Origin of the sequence: Azohydromonas caseinilytica, from assembly GCF_012927045.1 — a bacterium.
GTDB classification, from domain to species: domain Bacteria; phylum Pseudomonadota; class Gammaproteobacteria; order Burkholderiales; family Burkholderiaceae_C; genus Azohydromonas; species Azohydromonas caseinilytica.
Genome location: NZ_JABBFW010000001.1, coordinates 147,149 through 164,963 on the forward strand (window position 1 = coordinate 147,149; position 17,815 = coordinate 164,963).

The 17,815-nt window shown below is 72.4% G+C and carries 13 protein-coding genes; 6 read left to right on the forward strand and 7 right to left on the reverse strand.

The features are described from left to right. The first annotated feature begins 76 nt into the window (after positions 1 to 76). Together HHL10_RS00750 and HHL10_RS00755 are read left to right on the forward strand one after the other, a co-directional pair. Entirely contained in the window at positions 77 to 3,499 is a 3,423-nt protein-coding gene (locus HHL10_RS00750) for a hypothetical protein (RefSeq protein WP_169158431.1), read from the forward strand. A gap of 137 nt (positions 3,500 to 3,636) precedes the next feature. After that, positions 3,637 to 4,665 carry a cyanophycinase gene (locus tag HHL10_RS00755; RefSeq protein WP_169158432.1) on the forward strand — a complete coding sequence of 343 codons (1,029 nt, stop codon included), beginning with the start codon at positions 3,637 to 3,639 and terminating at the stop codon, positions 4,663 to 4,665. Positions 4,666 to 4,900: 235 nt separating this feature from the next. Here the strand turns inward: HHL10_RS00755 and HHL10_RS00760 are convergent, their stop codons facing one another. Both HHL10_RS00760 and HHL10_RS00765 read right to left on the reverse strand, forming a co-directional pair. Further along, on the reverse strand, positions 4,901 to 6,364 hold the full coding sequence (locus HHL10_RS00760) for an RNA polymerase factor sigma-54 (protein WP_169158433.1): 1,464 nt from the start codon (positions 6,362 to 6,364) through the stop codon (positions 4,901 to 4,903). Positions 6,365 to 6,658: 294 nt separating this feature from the next. Then, entirely contained in the window at positions 6,659 to 7,000 is a 342-nt protein-coding gene (locus HHL10_RS00765; protein ID WP_169158434.1) for a hypothetical protein, read from the reverse strand. 139 nt (positions 7,001 to 7,139) lie between these two features. Between HHL10_RS00765 and HHL10_RS00770 the strand changes: the two genes are divergently transcribed. The 4 genes from HHL10_RS00770 (at position 7,140) to HHL10_RS00785 (ending at position 13,754) form a co-directional block, all read left to right on the forward strand. Then, positions 7,140 to 7,724, forward strand: a complete 585-nt coding sequence (locus HHL10_RS00770; protein ID WP_235970963.1) for a hemerythrin domain-containing protein — start codon at positions 7,140 to 7,142, stop codon at positions 7,722 to 7,724. Between the two features lie 13 nt (positions 7,725 to 7,737). After that, a complete protein-coding gene (locus HHL10_RS00775) occupies positions 7,738 to 11,376 on the forward strand; it encodes an FAD-dependent oxidoreductase (protein WP_169158435.1) in 3,639 nt (1,212 codons plus the stop codon). Between the two features lie 117 nt (positions 11,377 to 11,493). Then, on the forward strand, positions 11,494 to 12,555 hold the full coding sequence (locus HHL10_RS00780) for an amidohydrolase family protein (protein WP_169158436.1): 1,062 nt from the start codon (positions 11,494 to 11,496) through the stop codon (positions 12,553 to 12,555). An 11-nt stretch (positions 12,556 to 12,566) separates the two neighbouring features. After that, complete coding sequence (locus HHL10_RS00785; protein ID WP_169158437.1) at positions 12,567 to 13,754, forward strand: glycosyltransferase family 4 protein; 1,188 nt, start codon at positions 12,567 to 12,569, stop codon at positions 13,752 to 13,754. Between the two features lie 31 nt (positions 13,755 to 13,785). On the opposite strand, the gene HHL10_RS00790 is transcribed toward HHL10_RS00785, so the two are convergent. The 5 genes from HHL10_RS00790 to HHL10_RS00810 form a co-directional block, all read right to left on the reverse strand. Continuing rightward, positions 13,786 to 14,208: an NAD(P)H-dependent oxidoreductase gene (locus tag HHL10_RS00790; protein ID WP_169158438.1), complete on the reverse strand. Its 423-nt coding sequence runs from the start codon at positions 14,206 to 14,208 to the stop codon at positions 13,786 to 13,788. Then, complete coding sequence (locus HHL10_RS00795; protein WP_205832853.1) at positions 14,208 to 15,020, reverse strand: hypothetical protein; 813 nt, start codon at positions 15,018 to 15,020, stop codon at positions 14,208 to 14,210. Before HHL10_RS00795 ends, HHL10_RS00790 begins: the two co-directional genes overlap by 1 nt. A 435-nt stretch (positions 15,021 to 15,455) precedes the next feature. Further along, entirely contained in the window at positions 15,456 to 16,112 is a 657-nt protein-coding gene (locus HHL10_RS00800) for a dienelactone hydrolase family protein (RefSeq protein ID WP_169158440.1), read from the reverse strand. Between the two features lie 35 nt (positions 16,113 to 16,147). Further along, positions 16,148 to 16,804, reverse strand: coding sequence for a phosphoribosyltransferase (locus tag HHL10_RS00805; RefSeq protein ID WP_169158441.1), 657 nt, complete (start codon positions 16,802 to 16,804; stop codon positions 16,148 to 16,150). Positions 16,805 to 16,893: 89 nt separating this feature from the next. Continuing rightward, positions 16,894 to 17,814, reverse strand: a complete 921-nt coding sequence (locus tag HHL10_RS00810) for a ZIP family metal transporter (RefSeq protein ID WP_169158442.1) — start codon at positions 17,812 to 17,814, stop codon at positions 16,894 to 16,896. Between the last annotated feature and the right edge of the window lies 1 nt (position 17,815).

The following is a 17,815-nucleotide window of genomic DNA, read 5'->3' on the forward strand; positions in this document are numbered from 1 at the left end:
GACGCCTTCCCGCCCGGGTTGACCGGCAGGGAAACCGCGACGTCGGTAGCGAAGAGCAACCATGAAAGGACCACACATGAGCCAGCACGACCAATCCGGCCGCCACGAGTCCCGCAGCGACGACGGCCGGTCGGGTCAGGGCCGCCAGCAGCAGGAGCAGGGCGGCTACAGCGCGGGCCAGCGCAGCGAGGCCGGCACCACCTACGGCGACTACCGTGGCGGCCGCCAGCAAAGCGCCCAGGACATGGTGAGCGGCGCCTACGGCCGCGGCATGGGCAACGACGCCAATTACGGCGGCTCGCAGAGCGGCCAGTGGACCAGCGGCCACGACTCCAGCGCGCAGCAGCACGCCCAGGACTGGGGCGGCGGCACGCACGAGCAGGGCAGCCCCTTCGGCGGCCTGGGCCAGATGGGCCGCACCGACCAGGGCAGCCAGCAGGGCAGCAGCCGCGGCCAGCACACCAGCAGCGGCACCACGGCCAGCTCGCAGTACCAGCAGGGCGGCATGCCCGGCCGCCAGCAGGGCTCCTCCGGCACGGACTACGGCACGCACAGCCTGCACGGCGGCCATGAGGGCAGCTACCAAGGCAGCTACCAGGGCCAGGGCCAGCATGCGCAGTCCGGCAGCCTGCCCGGCCAGCAGGACGGCGGCAGCTGGGGCACCCAAAGCCGCGGCCACCAGGGCACCGACTACGGCTCGCACACCAACCAGGGCGGCCACCAGGGCAGCTACCAAGGCAGCTACCAGGGCAATCAGCAGAGCCAGTCGGGCCAGCAGGGCCAGCAGCGCGACTGGGGCCAGCAAGGCGGCCAGCACAACCTCTCCAGCAGCAGCTCCTACGGCCAGCAGCAGGGCGGCCCATGGGGCCGCGACGGCGGGCAGCACAGCCAGTCCGGCGGCTACGGCGGCCAGCAAGGCAGCAGCGGCTGGAACCAGCAGGGCAGCCAGCACAGCCAGTCCGCCTATGCCGGCCACCAGCAGTACGGCGGCGGCAACCAGGGCGGCTACGCCGACGACATGCGCGGCGGCATGGGCAACAGCGGCTATGGCGCGCAAGGCGGCTACGGCGGCTACCAGGGCGGGCAGCACAGCCAGTCCGGCGGCGGCTACCACCACACCCAGGCCGGCGGCTTCGAGCAGGCCGGCGGCGGCTCCGGGCAGGGCCAGCACAGCCAGTCCGGCGGCGGCTGGGGCGGCGGCCAGCAGGCCACCAGCTTCACCGGCGGCCAGAGCGGTTCGATGAGCGGCGCCTACGGCGGCCAGCAGGCCGGCCAGTGGGGCAGCCAGCACAGCGGCATGGGCGGCGGCATGGGCTCCGACTACGCCGGCCAGGGCGGACAAGGCGGCAGCCGCCAGGGCGGCATGCAGGCCGCGATCCTGGGCGGCGGCGGCCAGCAAGGCGGCTACGGCGACGACATGCGCAGCGGCACCCACCACAGCGGCTACGGCAGCGGCTTGCAGGGCAGCACCTACGGCCCCGGCCGGGACGAGAACCGCAGCGGCGGCCAGCAGCACCTGAGCAACTACGCCGGTGGCGAGCAGTACGGCGGCCAGCACCAGGGCGGCACCTGGGGCGGCGGCCAGCAGGGCCACACCCAGTCCGGCGGTTACGGCGGGCAGCACACGCAGTCGGGCAGCGGCTACGGCAGCCAGCAGGGCAGCGGCAGCTGGGGCTCGCAGGGCGGGCAGCACAGCCAGTCGTCCGGTGGCGGCTATGGCGGCCAGGGCATGGGCGGCACCTACGGCGGCCCGCAGGGCGACAGTTCCCGGGGCAGCCAGGGCGGCTACGGCGGCAGCCAGCACAGCCAATCCGGCGGCATGGGCGGCCAGCAAGGCGGCTATGGCGACGACATGCGTGGCAGCCAGGGCTTCAGCGGCCAGCAAGGTGGCCTGGGCACCGTCTACGGCAGCCAGCAAAGCCAGTCGGGTGGCTACGGCGGCCAGCAAGGCGGCGGCAGCTGGGGCCAGCAAGGCGGACAGCACAGCCAGTCGGGGCAATGGGGGGGCAGTGGTCAGCAAGGCGGCAGCTCGTGGGGCGGCCAAGGCGGCTACGGCGGTGGGCAGCACAGCCAGTCCAGCGGCGGCTATGGCAGCCAGCAAGGCGGCCAGCAGTCCGGCCAATGGGGCAGCGGCCAGCACAGCCAGTCCGGCGGCTACGGCGGCGGCCAGCAGGGCGGCCCCTCGCAGAGCATGTACGGCGGCGGCAGCCACCAGGGCGGGCAGCAGAGCCAGTTCAGCAGCGGCGGCATGCAGCATGGCGGCAGCCAGGGCTCCTGGGGCTCGCAGGGCGGCTCGCAGGGCTTCGAGGGCTCGCAGGGCCGCGGCTACGGCGGCCAGCAGGGCGGCAGCTGGGGCCAGCAGGGTTCCCACGGCTCGCAGGGCTCGCATGAGGGCGAGCACTTCGACCCGGAATACCAGCAGTGGCGCGCCGACCAGATGCGCAGCCTCGACGACGACTACCGCAGCTGGCGCCAGGACCGCTACAAGCGCTTCAGCGACGAGTTCAGCCAGTGGCGCAGCAGCCGCAGCGGTCAGGGTGGCAGCACCTCGGGCAGCAGCGCCAGCGGCGGCGGCCTGGGCGGTGCCTCCAGCGGCCTGGGCTCCGAGCGCTTCGGCAGCAGCAGCACGCCCGGCACCATGGGTTCGCAGTCCGGCGCCTCGGGCGGCGAGGCCAGCGCCTCCTCCGTCGGCAGCCAGGGCATGAGCCAGAGCAGCGCCGGCCTCGGGGCCAGCCTGTCCTCGCTGGACAGCCGCTCGGGCAGCTCGCCCTTGAGCATGGGCAATGACGGCGACCGCGCGCTGGGCAGCAGCGGCACTTCGGGCGGCAGCGGCCTGTCCGCCGGCAGCCTGGGCTCAGGCGGCGGCACCGCGGCCGGCGGCTCGGGCAGCAGCGCCATCGGCGGCAGCGGCGCCAGCGGCGCGGGCCTGGGCGGCAGCGGCTCCTCGCTGACCGCGGGCGGCGGCAGCACCGGCGCGGGCATGGGCAGCAGCCTGTCCACCGCCGAGAGCAGCGGCGGGTCGACCAAGTCCTCCAGCAGCACCGGCAGCAGCGGCGTCACCTCGGGCACCAGCACCGGCGGCGCGTCCTCGGCGGCCGGGCTGAGCACCTCGGGCAGCAGCGGCAGCGGCAACAGCGGCGTGATGTCGGGCAGCGGTAGCACCGGCGGGCTGGGCTCCAGCGGCAGCCTGGGCTCGGGCAGCGGCGGCCACGCCGGCTCCGGCGGCAGCACCTCGGGCAGCGGCCTGGGCGGCTCTTCCGGCAGCGCAGGCAGCGGCAGCGGCGGCACGGCCTCGCTGTCCAGCGGCCAGAGCAGCAACAGCGCCTCCAGCGGCGGCGGCAAGGCCGCGGGCCTGCCCGGCGGCGCCACGGGCAGCACGGCTTCGGCCAGCGGCTCCGGCAGCAGCAGCGGCAGCTCGGCCACCTCGATCGGCTCCTCCGGCTCCAGCCCGGGTGCCTCGGGTTCCTCCGGTGCCACCGGCGGCGGCTCGAAGAGCTAAGGTGAGAGCGGCGCGCCCGCAAGGCGCCGCTTGAGCGAAGCAGGCGCCCCACCCGGGGCGCCTTTTCTTTTTCGACGAACCCGCCGCGCGCGCGGCGCTCCAAGCTTCACATCGCGCATCACCAGTCAGGGAGTGTCATGAAAAGGGTTCCCCGCGCCTTCACCCGGCTGCTGCAGCATCGGCGTGCCCTGCTGCTGAGCCTCACCACGCTGGGCGGCTCGATCCTGCCCGCACCCCACGCCCGCGCCACCAGCCCGGCGCGCTCGGGCGGTGGGCTGCCGCGCGAGGAGGACCGGCTGCGACGCCCCGCCCCGGACGCCGGCGCCGACACCGGCGCCGTGCTCATGGCCATCGGCGGCAACGAGGACCGGCGCGAGGACATGGCGGTGCTGCGCCGCTTCGTGCAGCACTGCGGCGGGGCGCAGGCGCGCATCGTCGTGCTCACCGCCGCCAGCTCGGTGCCGCAGCTGCTGTGGGCCGGCTACGAGCGCGCCTTCGCGGCGCTGGGCGTGCAGCGCTGCGTGGAGATGGCGCTGGCCTCGCGCGAGGAGGCCGATGCGCCGGAGGCTGCGCGCGAGATCCTGGCCGCCGACGGCGTGTTCATGACCGGCGGCGACCAGAGCCGGCTGGTGTCGGTGCTGGGCGGCAGCGCGGTGGCGCAGGCCATGCGCCGGGCGCGCGCGCAGCGCGGCCTGTGCATTGCCGGCACCAGCGCCGGGGCGGCGGCACTGTCGCGCCAGATGCTGGCCGGCGGGCGCGCGCCGCTGCTGCCCGAGAAGGACGTGGTGCGCCTGGACGAAGGCCTGGACCTGCTGCCCGGCGCCATCGTGGACCAGCACTTTTCCGAGCGCCGCCGCTGGGCGCGGCTGATGTCGGCAGTGGCGCAGCACCCGCGCCTGCTGGGCGTGGGCATCGACGAGGACACGGCGCTGGTGGTCGAGCGCGAGGCCATTGAGGTGGTGGGCAGTGGCGCCGTGACGCTGCTCGACGGCCGCCACATGGGCTCCAGCTTCGAGCGCGCCCAGCCCGGGCAGCGGCTGACCCTGGCGGGCCTGCGCGTGCACGTGCTGCAGGCCGGCGAGCGGCTGAGCCTGGACCCGGGCCAGGCCAGCGTGGCCGCGCCGGGGTTGAAGGAGGCGGTGGAGGTGCTGGTGCAGGCGGTGTGAGGGCCGAGACAAACGCTGCTAGGCATATAGCTCGCGGCGGCCTGGGGACCGCCTGGGCGCTCACCAAGGGTGGGCGCCTGCGCGGGGATGACGGAGTGGTAAGCGCACCGCGTCAGCTTGCAGCCAACGTCTCTCACACCAACACAACAAAAAAACGCCGCCGAGTCTCCCCGGCGGCGCCCTCTTCCAGATGCATGCACCCGGCGGGCCGGCCCGGCGCTTCAGGTCAACACGCTCAGGCGTGCTTCCTGCGCCGCTCCACCGCCTCGATGCGCAGCGTCTGGCGGTACTTGGTGACGGTGCGCCGCGCCACCACCAGGCCCTGGCGCGCGAGCTGGCGCGCGATCTCGGCATCCGACAGCGGCGCCTCGGGCCGCTCGGCCTCGATCATGTCCTTGATCAGCCCGCGGATGGCCGTGGCCGAGCAGGTGCCGCCGCCGGCCGTGGCCATGGCGCGCGAGAAGAAGTACTTGAGCTCGAACACGCCCAGCGGCGTGGCCATGTACTTGTTGTTGGTGACGCGCGAAACGGTCGATTCGTGCAGCCCGACCTCGTCGGCGATCTCGCGCAGGCCCAGCGGCTTCATCGCCATCGCGCCGTACTCCAGGAAGTGGCGCTGCCGGTTCACGATGGCCTGCGCCACGCTCACGATGGTCGAGAAGCGCTGCTCCACGTTGCGCACCGTCCAGCGCGCCTCCTGCAGGTGCGCCGCCAGCTCGGCATGCATGCCGTTGCGGTGGCGCTGGAACAGCTCGGCATAGACGCGGTTCAGGCGCACCTTGGGCACGATCGCCGGATTGAGCGTGGCGATCCATTGCCCGCGCACCTTGCGCACGATCACGTCGGGCGTGAGGTACTGGATGTTGGCCGCGCCATAGCGCCAGCCCGGGCGCGGATCGAGGCGGCGGATGCGCGCGCAAACGGCCTCCACCTCCTCCACCGGGCGCGACAGGAAGCGCGACAGCGTGTTGACGTCCTTGGCCGCCAGCGCATCGAGCTTCTCGCTGATCACGGCCTGCGCCAGCGCGCGCTGGTGCGTGCACTCGATGGCCGGCAGCTGCAGCAGCAGGCACTCCTGCACGCTGCGCGCGGCCACGCCCGCGGGCTCCAGTGACTGCACGCGCTTGAGCGCGATCTGCATCTCCTCCAGCGTGGCCTCGGGGTCCAGCTCGCACACCTGCACCAGCTCCTCCAGCGGCACGCGCAGGTAGCCGTCATCGTCCAGCGACTCCACGATGGCCTTGGCCAGCGCCAGGTCGCGCACCGACAGCGGCAGCAGGTTCAGCTGCCCGTGCAGGTGCTCGGCCAGCGAGGTCTGCACCGCCATCGTGTCCATCAGGCTGAGCTCGCCGTCCTCGCGCTTGCGGTTGCCGCTGCTGCCGTCGGCCTGCCAGGTATCGCGCTCGGCATCGCGCTCCATGCCGCTGTCGGAGCTGCCGTAATCGGGCGCCTCGCTGGCTTCGGGCACGGTGACGTTGGTCAGGGCATCGGCCGCCAGCGGGGCACCTTCCGCATTGGGCGCCGCCGGGGTTTCGGTTTCGCTGTCATCGGCCTCCAGGAAGGGATTGCGGCCCAGCGCCTCCTGGACCTCCTGCGCGAAATCCAGCGAAGACAACTGCAGCAGCCGTACGGCCTGCTGCAGACGGGGAGACAGTGCCTGCTGCTGCCGGTGCTCGGTGCGAAGCACGGGTGCGTTCATCCGGGTACTCCTCTTTTTGAAATTGAGACGCCACACAGCGTCGTGGCAGGCACCCTGACCGCAGCATCCGTGCCAGCTTTGGCAACTCAAAAACAAATGCTCACTTTTGATCCAAATTCGGCCAAGTTGAGCTCAGAAGCCGGCCTTTTTTCCTCACACCGCGTGTAAGGCTCCGCTTGCAATTTGCAACCAAGAAAAAAGCCGGCCCAGGCGGACCGGCTTCGGGCGCGCGGCCGGGCCGCCGCACCCACGGCTTTTGCAGCAAGCGCTGCGCCGGCGCGGCAAGAAGAAGCTTCAGCCGGTGCGCTTGGGCGGGGGGGTGGCGGTGCCGGGCGTGACCTGCTGGTGATAGGCCGGATCGGTGGCGTGGCTGTAGCTGGTGTCCTGCAGCCCGGCCTCGGCGTCCTGGTAGGCCTGCTGGGCTTCCGCTTGGCTGGTGTTGGCCGTGGCCTGCTGCTCATGGGCGGATTCGTCGCGCTCGTGCGGCAGGCGCGGGCCCGGCACGCCGGCCTTGGAGCTCTGCGTCATGCCGTGGCCGGGCCGGGCGTCGGGTGGGTTGTGCGGCGCCCCGGGGGGCAGGCTCCGGTTCGAGGCCGGATCGTCGGGGCTCTGCACGGGCTCTCTGGGGGTAGGCATGACGGCTCCTTGCGTGAATGGATGGTTCGAAGGCTGCTGGTTGAGCGGGCAGCTTTCATTCCCGTGCGGGGTTGGCCGGGGCACGTCGATTGCCGAGCAAGCCGCATCGATCCATGCCCATCCCACACAAGGAGAGCCCATGCCCACCGCAGAAAAGTCCACCCGCTCCAGCACGTCACGCGGCGGCGCCGCGCAGGCCCGCGAGGAAGTCCTGGACATGCTCAAGGACGACCACAAGCGCGCCAAGAAGGCCTTCAGGGACTTCGAGAAGCTCGACGCCGAGAAGCAGGCCGACGAGTGCCGGCAGCTGGTGGAGCAGACCTGCGGCGAACTGCAGGTGCACACCACGCTGGAGGAGGAGCTGTTCTATCCGGCGGTGCGCCAGGCCCTCAAGGAGCAGGACCTGCTGGACGAGGCCGAGGTCGAGCACAACTCGGCCAAGCAGCTCATCGAGCAGCTGCAGGAGTTCATGCAGCAGGGCCAGCTCGACGGCAAGTTCACCGCGACCTTCACGGTGCTGGGCGAGTACGTGAAGCACCACATCAAGGAAGAGGAAGGCGAGCTGTTCGAGCAGTGCGAGAAGGCCGGCAACAAGGTGGACTGGGCCGCGCTGGGCGAGCAGATGAAGACCCGCAAGGCCGAGCTGATGGAAGAGCTGCTGCCGCAGATGGACGGCTCCTCGCTGGCCGCCGAGCTGGGCGCCGGCGCCGAGGACAGGGCCTGAGCACCGGGCCCCGATGTCCGCCACGGCACCGATCTCGACCCCCACGCCGCCGACCGACCTTCCGCTGCAGTCGTTCTGGATCGGCGGCTTCGAGGGCGCCGACCACCTGAACGCCTCGGGCCGGCCGCTGGACATGGTGCGCGCCAACGGGCACCTGCAGCGGCTCGACGAGGATTACGCCCGCTGCGCGGCCCTGGGCCTGCGCAGCCTGCGCGAGAGCCTGGGCTGGCGCCTGAGCGAAACCGCCCCCGGCGTCTTCGACTTCGAGCGCGCGCGCCACATGGCGCGCTGCGCGCGGCGCCACGGCCTGCAGCTGCTGTGGAGCCTGATGCACTACGGCACGCCGCCGGACGTGAGCCTGCTCGATGACGCGCTCATCCCGCGCTTTGCCGCCTTCGCCGCCGCCGCGGCGCGCGCGCTGGCCGACGAGAGCGACGCCCCGCCGATCTACACGCCCATCAACGAGATCAGCTTCCTGGCCTGGGCCGTGTCGGCCAGCCGGCTGATGCATCCCTACGGGCAAGGCCTGGAAGGCTCGGTGGAGAGCACGCTCACCAGCGGCTACGCCGTCAAGCGCCGCCTGGTGCGCGCGGCGCTGGCGGCGGTGGAGGCGATCCGGCGCGTGGACCCGCGCGCGCGCTTCATGCACATCGACCCGCTGGTGCACGTGGTGCCGCCGCCCGGGCGCCCCGAGCTGCAGCCCCAGGCCGACGCGGTCGCCGCCTACCAGTGGCAGGCCTGGGACATGCTCGCCGGGCGCGCCGAGCCGCAGCTCGGCGGCCACCCGGACGCGCTCGACATCGTCGGCGTCAACCACTACCACAGCGGCCAGTGGGAGCTGCTCACCGAGAAGCGGCTGCGCTGGCACGAGCACGACCCGCGCCGCAAGCCGCCGGCGCTGCTGCTGCGCGAGGCCTGGCAGCGTTACCACCGCCCGGTGGTGATGGCCGAGACCAGCCACGTCGGCGCCGGGCGCGTGGCCTGGCTGCATGACATGGCCACCCAGGTGCAGCGCGCGCGCGCCGAGGGCGTGCCCGTGCAGGGCCTGTGCCTGTACCCGCTGGTGGACCGCCCCGACTGGGACACGCCCGGCCACTGGCACCGCAGCGGGCTGTGCGACGTCGTCGCGCCCGCGCCCGGCGCCGAGGACGCGCCCGACGCCTTTGCCCGCCTGCTCAATACCGAGTACGCCACCGCCCTGCGCTGGTGGCAGACGCGCCTGCCGGTGCCGGCATCCCGCCTGCCTCATATCCAGGGCACCCCGGACCACCCCTCTCACCAAGGAAGCGCCATGCCCCCTTCGTCCGCCGCCAACCTGCCGCCCCTGGTCGTGTTCTGCCACCTGCGCTGGGGCTTCGTGTACCAGCGCCCGCAGCACCTGCTGTCGCGGCTGTCCGAGCACTACCGGGTGCTGTTCGTCGAGGAACCCATCCACCTCGAAGGCGAGCCCCGGCTGGACCGCGTGCCGCAGGGGCCCAACCTCGAAGTGCTGGTGCCGCGCACGCCCGTGACCGCCCCGGGGTTCCACGACGACCAGCTCAGCCTGTTGAAACCGCTGCTGGCGGAGTTCCTGCGCGAGGAAGGCATCGAGGACTGCCTGGTCTGGTTCTACACGCCCATGGCGCTGCCCCTGATCGCCGCGCTCAAGCCGCGCGCCGTGGTCTACGACTGCATGGACGAGCTCTCGGCCTTCAAGAACGCCCCGAAGCAGCTGCGCCAGCGCGAGACGGCGCTGATGAAGATGTCCAGCGTGGTCTTCACCGGCGGCCCGGCGCTGTTCGAGGCCAAGCGCCACCTGCATCCCAACGTGCACTGCCTGCCCAGCTCGGTGGACGTGCACCACTTCGCGCCGCAGCGCCTCAAGGCCGACAGCGCCGAGGCGCAGGAGGCCAAGCGGCTGCAGTCGCACATCGCCGAGGGGCCGCGGCTGGGCTTCTACGGCGTGATCGACGAGCGGCTGGACCTGGAGCTGGTGGCCGCCATCGCCGACGCCCGGCCCGACTGGCAGCTCGTCATGGTCGGCCCGGTGGTCAAGATCGACCCGGCCTCGCTGCCGCAGCGCGCCAACATCACCTACCTGGGCATGCAGAGCTACGCGATGCTGCCGCACCTGATGGCGCACTGGGACCTGTGCCTGATGCCCTTCGCGCTCAACGAGTCCACCCGCTTCATCAGCCCGACCAAGACGCTGGAGTACATGGCCGGCGAGAAGCCGGTGGTCTCCACCGCCGTGCGCGACGTGGAGCAGCCCTACGGCGACGTGGTGCGCATCGGGCGCGACCAGGCCGACTTCATCCAGGGCTGCGCCGAGATGCTGGCGCTCTCCGACGCGCAGCGCCGGCTGCTGGTGGGGCGCATGCAGGAGGCGCTGCGCAAGGTGTCGTGGGACCGCAGCGCGCGCACCGTGGCGCGCTGCCTGCGCCAGGCGCTGCGCGAGTCCACGGTGGACTCGCCCGCGGCGCTGCGCGAGCTCGCCGGGCTGGCCTCGCCCGGGGCCGAGCAGTCCGCCGCCGGCGCCACCTCGCTCGCGCGCGCCCCGGTGGCGGCGCAGCCGCCCTCGGTGCGGCACCTGGTCATCGGCGCCGGCCCCACCGGGCTGGCCACCGCCTACCACCTGGGCCTGCACGACCAGGGGCACGACACCCTGGTGGTGGAGCGCGAGGAGCACGTGGGCGGCGGCTGCCGCTCGGTGCACCAGCAGGGCTACACCTTCGACCACGGCGCCCATGTGCTGCAAAGCGCCGACCCCGAGGTGCGCGCCCTGGCCGAGCGGCTGCTGGGCGACAACCTGCACTGGCAGCCGCCGCGCGTGCAGCGCCCGGCCCACCCGGCCTCGCAGGAGGGCCTGCCGCCGCTGCGCGCCGACCGCGACTTCGGCTACCCGCTGCACGGCGGCTTCCAGGCGCTGATGGACGCCTTCCTGCCGCTGCTCGACTGCGAGATCGCGCTCAAGACCACGCTGCTGCACCTCTCGCCCTCGCGGCGCATGGCGCGGCTCGATGACGGGCGCTCGGTGCGCTACGACACCCTGGTCAGCACCATGCCGCTGCCGGCGCTGGTGCAGGCCTGCGGCGACGAGGCGCCGGCCGAGCTGCGCAACGCCGCGCGCGCCCTGCGCCAGGGCTCGCTGCGCTGCGTGAACCTGGGGCTGGGCCTGGCGCCCGGGCGCGAGCGGCTCACCGAGGCGCACTGGATCGAGGCCCCGGCCGGCTGCGTGTTCCAGCGCGTGTTCGTGCAGGGCAACGCCAGCGCGCACAACAACGCCCCGGGCGGCTTCGCGCTGTCCTGCGAGATCGCCTACGGGCCGCACCAGCCCCTGCCCTGCGAGGGCGCGGCGCTGATCGACCGCGTCATCGACGATTGCCGGCGCATCGGCCTGTTCGGCAGCGCCGACCCGGTGCAGTTCGCCGCGCAGCTGGACCTGCCCTGCGCGCGTGCCCTGCCCGACCCGGCGCAGCAGGCCGCGCTGGTGCTGATCCGGCAGTGGTTCGCCGAGCACGGCATCGTGCTGGCCGGCCACCACGGCCGCTGGCATGCCGACGGCGCCCCGCACGCCTTCACCGCCGGCCGCCAGGCCGCGGAGCTGGTGATGACGCTGCTGCAGCAGCGCAACGCCCAGAGCACCACGGCGCTGCAGCAGCAGACGGGCTGACCCGACGCGCCCTCGGGACGGGAGGTTGCTCCCGTCCGGGCGAGGCATCGCCGCCCCGACGAAGAACAAGGCCCTGCGTCCCCCGATGCCTCGGGGCGCCTGGGACACGGGAGCAAGATGGTCATCGACGCCCATCTGCACTGCACCGGCCGCGAGCGCGCCGATGAGGTGCTGCGCGCGCTGGACGAGGCGCGCATCGACCACGCGGTGCTGCTGGCGCCCTTCCTGGACAACGGCTACTCGCTGCACGACCCCGCCTCGCTGCGCCGCGCCAACGCGCATCTGGCGCAGCTGGTGAAAGGCCATGGCGACCGCCTCAGCGGCTTCGCGGTGGTGGACCCGAGCGACCCGCGCTCCCCGGCCGACCTGCAGCGCGCCATCGACGCCGGCCTGCGCGGCTGCAAGATGGTTCCTTCCGGCTGGTACCCGTACGACGACCATGTGCAGCCGCTGTTCGCCACGGCCGCCGCGCTGAAGCTGCCGCTGCTGTTCCACAGCGGCATCTTCATCGACGGGCGCTCGGGCCGCTTCTGCCGGCCCAGCTTCTACGAGGTGCTGCGCGACCACCCGGGCGTGCGCGTGGCGCTGGCGCACGTGGGCTGGCCCTGGACCGACGAGGCCATCGCCGTGGCGCTGATCGACCGCATCCACGGCGTGCCGCACGACGAGGCGGTGTTCCGCCTGGACATCAGCTTCGGCCCGCCCCCGCCCTACCGGCGCGAGGTGCTGCAGCGCGCGCTGGCCACCCTGGGCGCCGGCAGCCTGCAGTTCGGCAGCGACTGTTTCCTGCCCTGCTCCGGCGCGGAGGTCGCCGAGCGGCGCGGCTGGGTGGAGGCGCTGATGGACGAGCTGGCGCTGGATGCGGCGACGCGGGCACAGCTCATGGGCGGCACGGCGCTGGCCTGGCTGCGGCCCGGCGGCGGCACGCCCTCGGTGCGGCCGGCGGACGGCGGCGCGGACACGGCCACCGACACGGCAGCCTCGTTCGCCTCATCGGCCCTCGGCGCGGCACACCCCCCAGCGCCCGCCCTGCCGGGCGAAGCGTCAGGCCACGACCCCTCCGCAGACGAAGAAGACCTCCCCTCGCCCGCCGCGCCGCGCCTGACGCCACGCGGCTGCCGCCGCCGTGGCTGGCTGGTGGCGGGAGGCCCGCGCCGGCTGGCGCCCATTTGCTGCTGAAGCCCATGGACATGTCCTGTTCTCCGGCGCGGCCGCGCCGCGTGCACGTCTTGCAGGTGCTGGGCCAGGCCATCGTCGGCGGCATGGAGAGCTGCGTGCTGCAGCTCGTGGAGCGGCTGCCGCGCGAGCGCTTCCAGACCACCGTGGTCTGTCCGCAGGAAGGCGGGCTGGCCGAGCGGCTGCGCGCGCTGGGTGCGGAGGTGGTGGTCACGCCCATCGGCGAGGAGCCGCCCTGGGTGTCGGTGCAGCTGGCGACGACACTGGTGCAAGCGGCGCGGGTGGACGTGCTGCATGCCCACCTGGCGCCGGCGCACCTGCTGGCGGCGCTGGCCGGGCGCCTGGCGGGCCGCCCGGTGCTGACCACGCTGCACGCGCGCCAGCTCAGCGTGCTCGACCTGGAGCTGCTGCGCAGTGCCGGCACGCACCTCAACGTGGTGTGCCGGCAGAGCTACTACCACGCGCTGGGCCTGGGCGTGGACCCGGCGCGGCTGAGCTGCATCCCCAACGGCGTGGACACGGCGCGCTTCCACCCGCGCGCCGCCGACGCGGCGGCGGACGCCGGCCTGCGCCGCGCGCTGGAGCTGCCCGCGGAGGCGCCGCTGATCGGCTTCGTGGGCCGGCTCTCGCCGGAGAAGGGGCCGGAGGTGTTCGTGCGCACCGCGCTGCACCTGCACCGGCGCTGGCCGCAGGCGCGTTTCGTCCTCATCGGCGAGGGGCCGCAGCGTGCCGGCCTGCAGGCGCTGGCCGAGCGGCACGGGCTGCAGGGCTGCGTGCATTTCGCCGGGCTGCAGTCCGACATGCCGGCTTGCTACCGTGAGCTGGACCTCGTCGTTTCCAGCTCCTGGACCGAGGCGCTGCCGCTGGTGCTGATGGAGGCGCTGGCCAGCGGGCTGCCGGTGGTGGGGACGCGCGTGGGCGGCGTGCCGGAGCTGATCGCGCAGGGCCTCACCGGCTTCCTGGCCGCGCCCGGCGACCATGAGTGCCTGGCGGCGCACATGGCGACGCTGCTGGCCGACCTGCCCCTGCGCCGGCGCATGGGCGACGCGGCGCGGGCCTGGGCGGTGGAGCGGCTGCAGCTGGACGAGAGCGTGCGCCGCACGGGCGAGCTGCTGGAGCGGCTGGCGGCGGGACGCGCCCTGGACGGCGCGCCGCGCGCCGAGGCGGCGCCCCTGGCGCGGCAAATGCACGTCGGCGGCTGAGGCGGCGGGGGCACGGCTGGGTGGCGGGCGGTCAGATCCGCCCCGCCAGCACCGTCACCTCCCTGAGCCACTGCTCGCGCCGCTGCACGCTGGAACCCGGCACCGGCCCCAGCGCCAGGGATTTCACCGGCCGGATGCCGCAAAACTCCAGCGTGTTGGTTTTCATCTGCCGCAGCCCCGGTGCCCGGTAGATCCAGCGGAAATACCAGGGCGGCGTGTCCATGGTCGCGACGATGTGGGCGCTGCGGCCCCTGAGCCGCTGCTCCGGGAAGCGCTTGCCCGGCCGGTACTTGAAGGCAAAACCCGGCAGGAAAACGCGGTCCTGAAAACCCTTGATCACGGCCGGCACGCTGCCCCACCACACCGGATAAACAAAAGCCAGGTACCGGGCCCAGCGAATCTGCTCCTGCGCCATGCGCAGGTCGGCAAATCCGTGTGGCCGCGCCCAATTCATCAGGCCGACAGCACCTGCAGCTTGGGGCTGCCGGCATCGGGCAACAGCCGGCCGTTGCGGCCGTATTCGACGAAAGAGAACAAGGGCTTGTGCGACAGGGCCTTGACCTCGGTGCCGACCGTGCGCGCCATTTCGTCGTGCACCTGCTTGTGAAGCTTGGACATTTCCCGGTCCACTTCCTGAATGCCTTTGGCCAGCGCCTCCAAAGGAGCGCCCAGCCCCGGCAGCTTCACCAGCTCATTCCACATGTAATTATTCAAGCTGCCCAGCAGCAATTCCCAGGCGCCATTCAGGGCAAAATAAGAACCGTCCCTGGATTTTTTCAGGGTGGCGCTGACCTTGCCCAAGGCCTTCAGCATGCTGATGCTGTCGATTTCATTGCTGCCCCGGATATCTTCGAGCAGCTTCGAAATTTCATTGAACAGATCGGGAATCTTGCTCTGCTTGCGGCACTGGTCGAAAGTCCGGTCGAAATCGAATGCGTTCTCCGAGGTCTCATCGAACTTCCACTTGTGCGACTCGATTTCGCGCTTGACGTCGATGAGATTGACCAGCAATTCTCCGGCCGACCATTGCCGGGTGCCAAAATTCCGCGCACAAACTATGACGTTGCCCAGCCAGGCGGGCACGTCACCGCCCGACAAAATGGCCAGCAGGTCGGTCGCGGCCGTCATCACCGCCTTGGCCGACACCAGCTTCAGGTTGCCGTCCTCACCGACCAGCGCCCTCAGCAGCGCATCCACGCTGGAAAGCAGTGCGGAATGCTTTTCCTGCACGATGCGAATGAAGAACAGCACGCTTTCGTTTTTCACCATGACACCAAAGAATAATATTCAATTCTCTTCTTGGCACGAATGCGCACCACGCTTCAAAGGCACGCGAATTTCGCATAAACAAGGTCACCGCCAAAGCAAGCTGAAAAACTCATCAGACACTGCTGCAACATAGAATCATCGTCCAGTTCCCCGCCCAAGGCGAGGCCCTGGGGCGTGCCAAAAAGCCCAAAAAACAGCCCAATGGCAGCCAGTTCCCGCTTGACAGAACACGCCGCCTATGCTGCAGCCGGCTCAAATTGAGGCCGCACTTATTGCCAGGCGCGCAAGCGTGAAGAATGTCGCCGCACAGACCCCTTTATTGGGGAAAAACCGTGGGGCTTTGTCGCCGCGCCGGCACGCCGCCGCGTAAAAGCAGGTTGGCGGAGCGCGGCGGATGTCAATGAATTATTTCAAGGGCCCGCCAACCCGGCATCACAGTTTCAGCGCAAACCACTTCGCCGCCGCCCTGGCCGCGGCCTCCAGGGTCCCCGGCTCCTCGAACAGGTGCGTCGCGCCCGGGATGATCAGCAGCTCGCATTGGTCACCCAGCCGCTGCCGCGCCTGCTCGTTGAGCGGCAGCACCTCGGTATCGAGCTCGCCCACGATCAGCAGCACGGGGATGTCCAGCGCGCCCAGCGCGGCGCCGGCCAGGTCCGGCCGGCCGCCGCGCGACACCACCGCGCGGATCGCCGGATGCGTGTGCGCCGCCAGCAGCGCCGCGGCGGCGCCGGTACTGGCGCCCAGGCAACCCAGCGACAGGTTTTCCAGCCCCGGCTGGCGCTGCAGCCACTGCGCCGCCTCCACCAGCCGCGTTGCCAGCAGCGGGATGTCGAAGACGTTGCGCCGGTCCAGCGCCTCCAGCGTGGTGAGCATGTCCGCGCGCAGCGAGGCCAGCCCGGCCTGCGCCAGCACCTGCGCCATGTGGCGCTGGCGCGGGCTCTGGTGGTCGCTGCCGCTGCCATGCGCGATCAGCACCACGCCGCGCGGCTGCGGCGGCAGCACCAGCAGGCCCGGCTGGGCATGCGGCGGCACGTTCACGGCCTGCTCGGCGACGGGGGGCAGCACGGTGGGGTCTGGCGTGGTGCTCATGGCAAAGATCCTCCTGGCGTTGTGTGAGTGAGCGCTCAAGGCGCGGCGGCGGCCTCGGCCAGCAGCCGGGTGACCTCCGCGTCGTCGGTCTGGTCGAAATCCATGTAGAAGCGCCCCACGGCTTGCAGGTCGTAGGGCTGCAGCGGGCAGACCACGTCCTGCGCGGGCAGCGGCAGCTGCGCCAGCGTCTGCGGCGGCGCCACCGGCACGGCCAGCAGCACGCGCGCCGCCCCGGCCTGGGTGAGCGCCTGCAGCGCCGCGCGCACCGTGCCGCCGGTGGCGATGCCGTCATCGACCAGGATCACCTCGCGCCCGGCCACGGCCGGCGGCGGACGCCCGCCGCGCAGCTGCCGGCGCTGCGCCTCGATGCGCGCCAGCTGCCGCGCCACCTCGGCCTCGACGTGCGCGTCGGGCACGTCCAGCGCGGCGACCAGCTCGTCATTGAGCACGCGCTGCGGCGGCTCGCCCTCCACCACCGCGCCGATGCCCAGCTCCGGGTTGTGCGGCGCGCCGATCTTGCGCACCAGCAGGATGTCCAGCGGCGCGTGCAGCGCCCGCGCGATCTCGAAGGCCACCGGCACGCCCCCGCGCGGCAGCGCCAGCACCAGCGGCGGCGCGCCCGTCCAGGGCGTGAGCAGTGCCGCCAGGCGCCGGCCGGCGTCGCGGCGATCGAGGTAGGGAGAGGCGGACATGGCGGGCAGGGCGGATTGCCGCAGGTCGCGGCAAGCGCGGTGCCCAACACCTGGGCTCGCGCGCCGGTCAGCGCAGGCCGGCGCCGCGCTCAACCCAGCGCGGTATCCAGCAGCATCATCAGCACGAAGCCGATGATCAGCCCCATCGTGGCGTGGCCCTCGTGGCCGGCGCGGTGGGACTCCGGGATCACCTCGTGGCTGATGACGAAGAGCATGGCCCCGGCCGCGAAGGCCAGGCCCCAGGGCAACAGGCCGGCCGACAGCCCGATCACCGCCGCGCCCAGCACGGCGCCCAGCGGCTCGATGGCGCCCGACACCGCGCCCAGGAACACCGAAAAGCCGCGCGAATAGCCCACGCCCTGCAGCGCCAGCGCGATCACCAGCCCCTCGGGCACGTCCTGGATGGCGATGCCGGTGGACAGCGCCGCCGCGCTCACCGGGTTCGTGCCGCCGAAGGCCACGCCGATGGCCAGCCCCTCGGGCAGGTTGTGCAGCGACACCGCGAACACGAACAGCCAGGTGCGCTTGAGCGCGTGCGCGCGCGGGTTGTCGCGCTCGAAGCCCTTGATGAAGTGCTCGTGCGGCAGCCAGCGGTCCAGCGCCAGCAGCAACAAGGCGCCGAGCATGATGCCGCCGCCGACGATGCCGCCCGCCTCCCAGGGCCCGGCGCCCTGCGCCTGCGCCGCGCGCAGCCCCGGGATGGTCAGCGAGAAGGCGCAGGCCGCCAGCATCACGCCGGCGCCGAAGCCCAGCATCGTGTCGCGCGTGCGCGCCGAGCTCTGCTGCGACAGCAGCACCGGCAAGGTGCCCAGCGCCGTGGCCGCGGCGGCGATGAGGCCGGCCAGCAAGGCCTGCCGCACCGGCAGCGGCCAGTCGGCCAGCGACTGCCACAGCAGCGCGCCGCCGGCCAGGCAGCCGGCACCGAACAGCAGCAGGCCCAGGCACTGGCGCGGCCTGAACCCCAGGCTGGCCGCCCGGGTCGCGGGCGAGGAGCGCTCCCGGACGGCCATG

Excerpts from the sequence above, each read along its gene's own strand:
- HHL10_RS00750 (WP_169158431.1), top strand. The coding sequence starts at position 77 with ATGAGCCAGCACGACCAATCCGGCCGCCACGAGTCCCGCAGCGACGAC.
- HHL10_RS00755 (WP_169158432.1), top strand. The coding sequence starts at position 3,637 with ATGAAAAGGGTTCCCCGCGCCTTCACCCGGCTGCTGCAGCATCGGCGT.
- HHL10_RS00760 (WP_169158433.1), bottom strand. The coding sequence starts at position 6,364 with ATGAACGCACCCGTGCTTCGCACCGAGCACCGGCAGCAGCAGGCACTG.
- HHL10_RS00765 (WP_169158434.1), bottom strand. The coding sequence starts at position 7,000 with ATGCCTACCCCCAGAGAGCCCGTGCAGAGCCCCGACGATCCGGCCTCG.
- HHL10_RS00770 (WP_235970963.1), top strand. The coding sequence starts at position 7,140 with ATGCCCACCGCAGAAAAGTCCACCCGCTCCAGCACGTCACGCGGCGGC.
- HHL10_RS00775 (WP_169158435.1), top strand. The coding sequence starts at position 7,738 with ATGTCCGCCACGGCACCGATCTCGACCCCCACGCCGCCGACCGACCTT.
- HHL10_RS00780 (WP_169158436.1), top strand. The coding sequence starts at position 11,494 with ATGGTCATCGACGCCCATCTGCACTGCACCGGCCGCGAGCGCGCCGAT.
- HHL10_RS00785 (WP_169158437.1), top strand. The coding sequence starts at position 12,567 with ATGTCCTGTTCTCCGGCGCGGCCGCGCCGCGTGCACGTCTTGCAGGTG.
- HHL10_RS00790 (WP_169158438.1), bottom strand. The coding sequence starts at position 14,208 with ATGAATTGGGCGCGGCCACACGGATTTGCCGACCTGCGCATGGCGCAG.
- HHL10_RS00800 (WP_169158440.1), bottom strand. The coding sequence starts at position 16,112 with ATGAGCACCACGCCAGACCCCACCGTGCTGCCCCCCGTCGCCGAGCAG.
- HHL10_RS00805 (WP_169158441.1), bottom strand. The coding sequence starts at position 16,804 with ATGTCCGCCTCTCCCTACCTCGATCGCCGCGACGCCGGCCGGCGCCTG.
- HHL10_RS00810 (WP_169158442.1), bottom strand. The coding sequence starts at position 17,814 with ATGGCCGTCCGGGAGCGCTCCTCGCCCGCGACCCGGGCGGCCAGCCTG.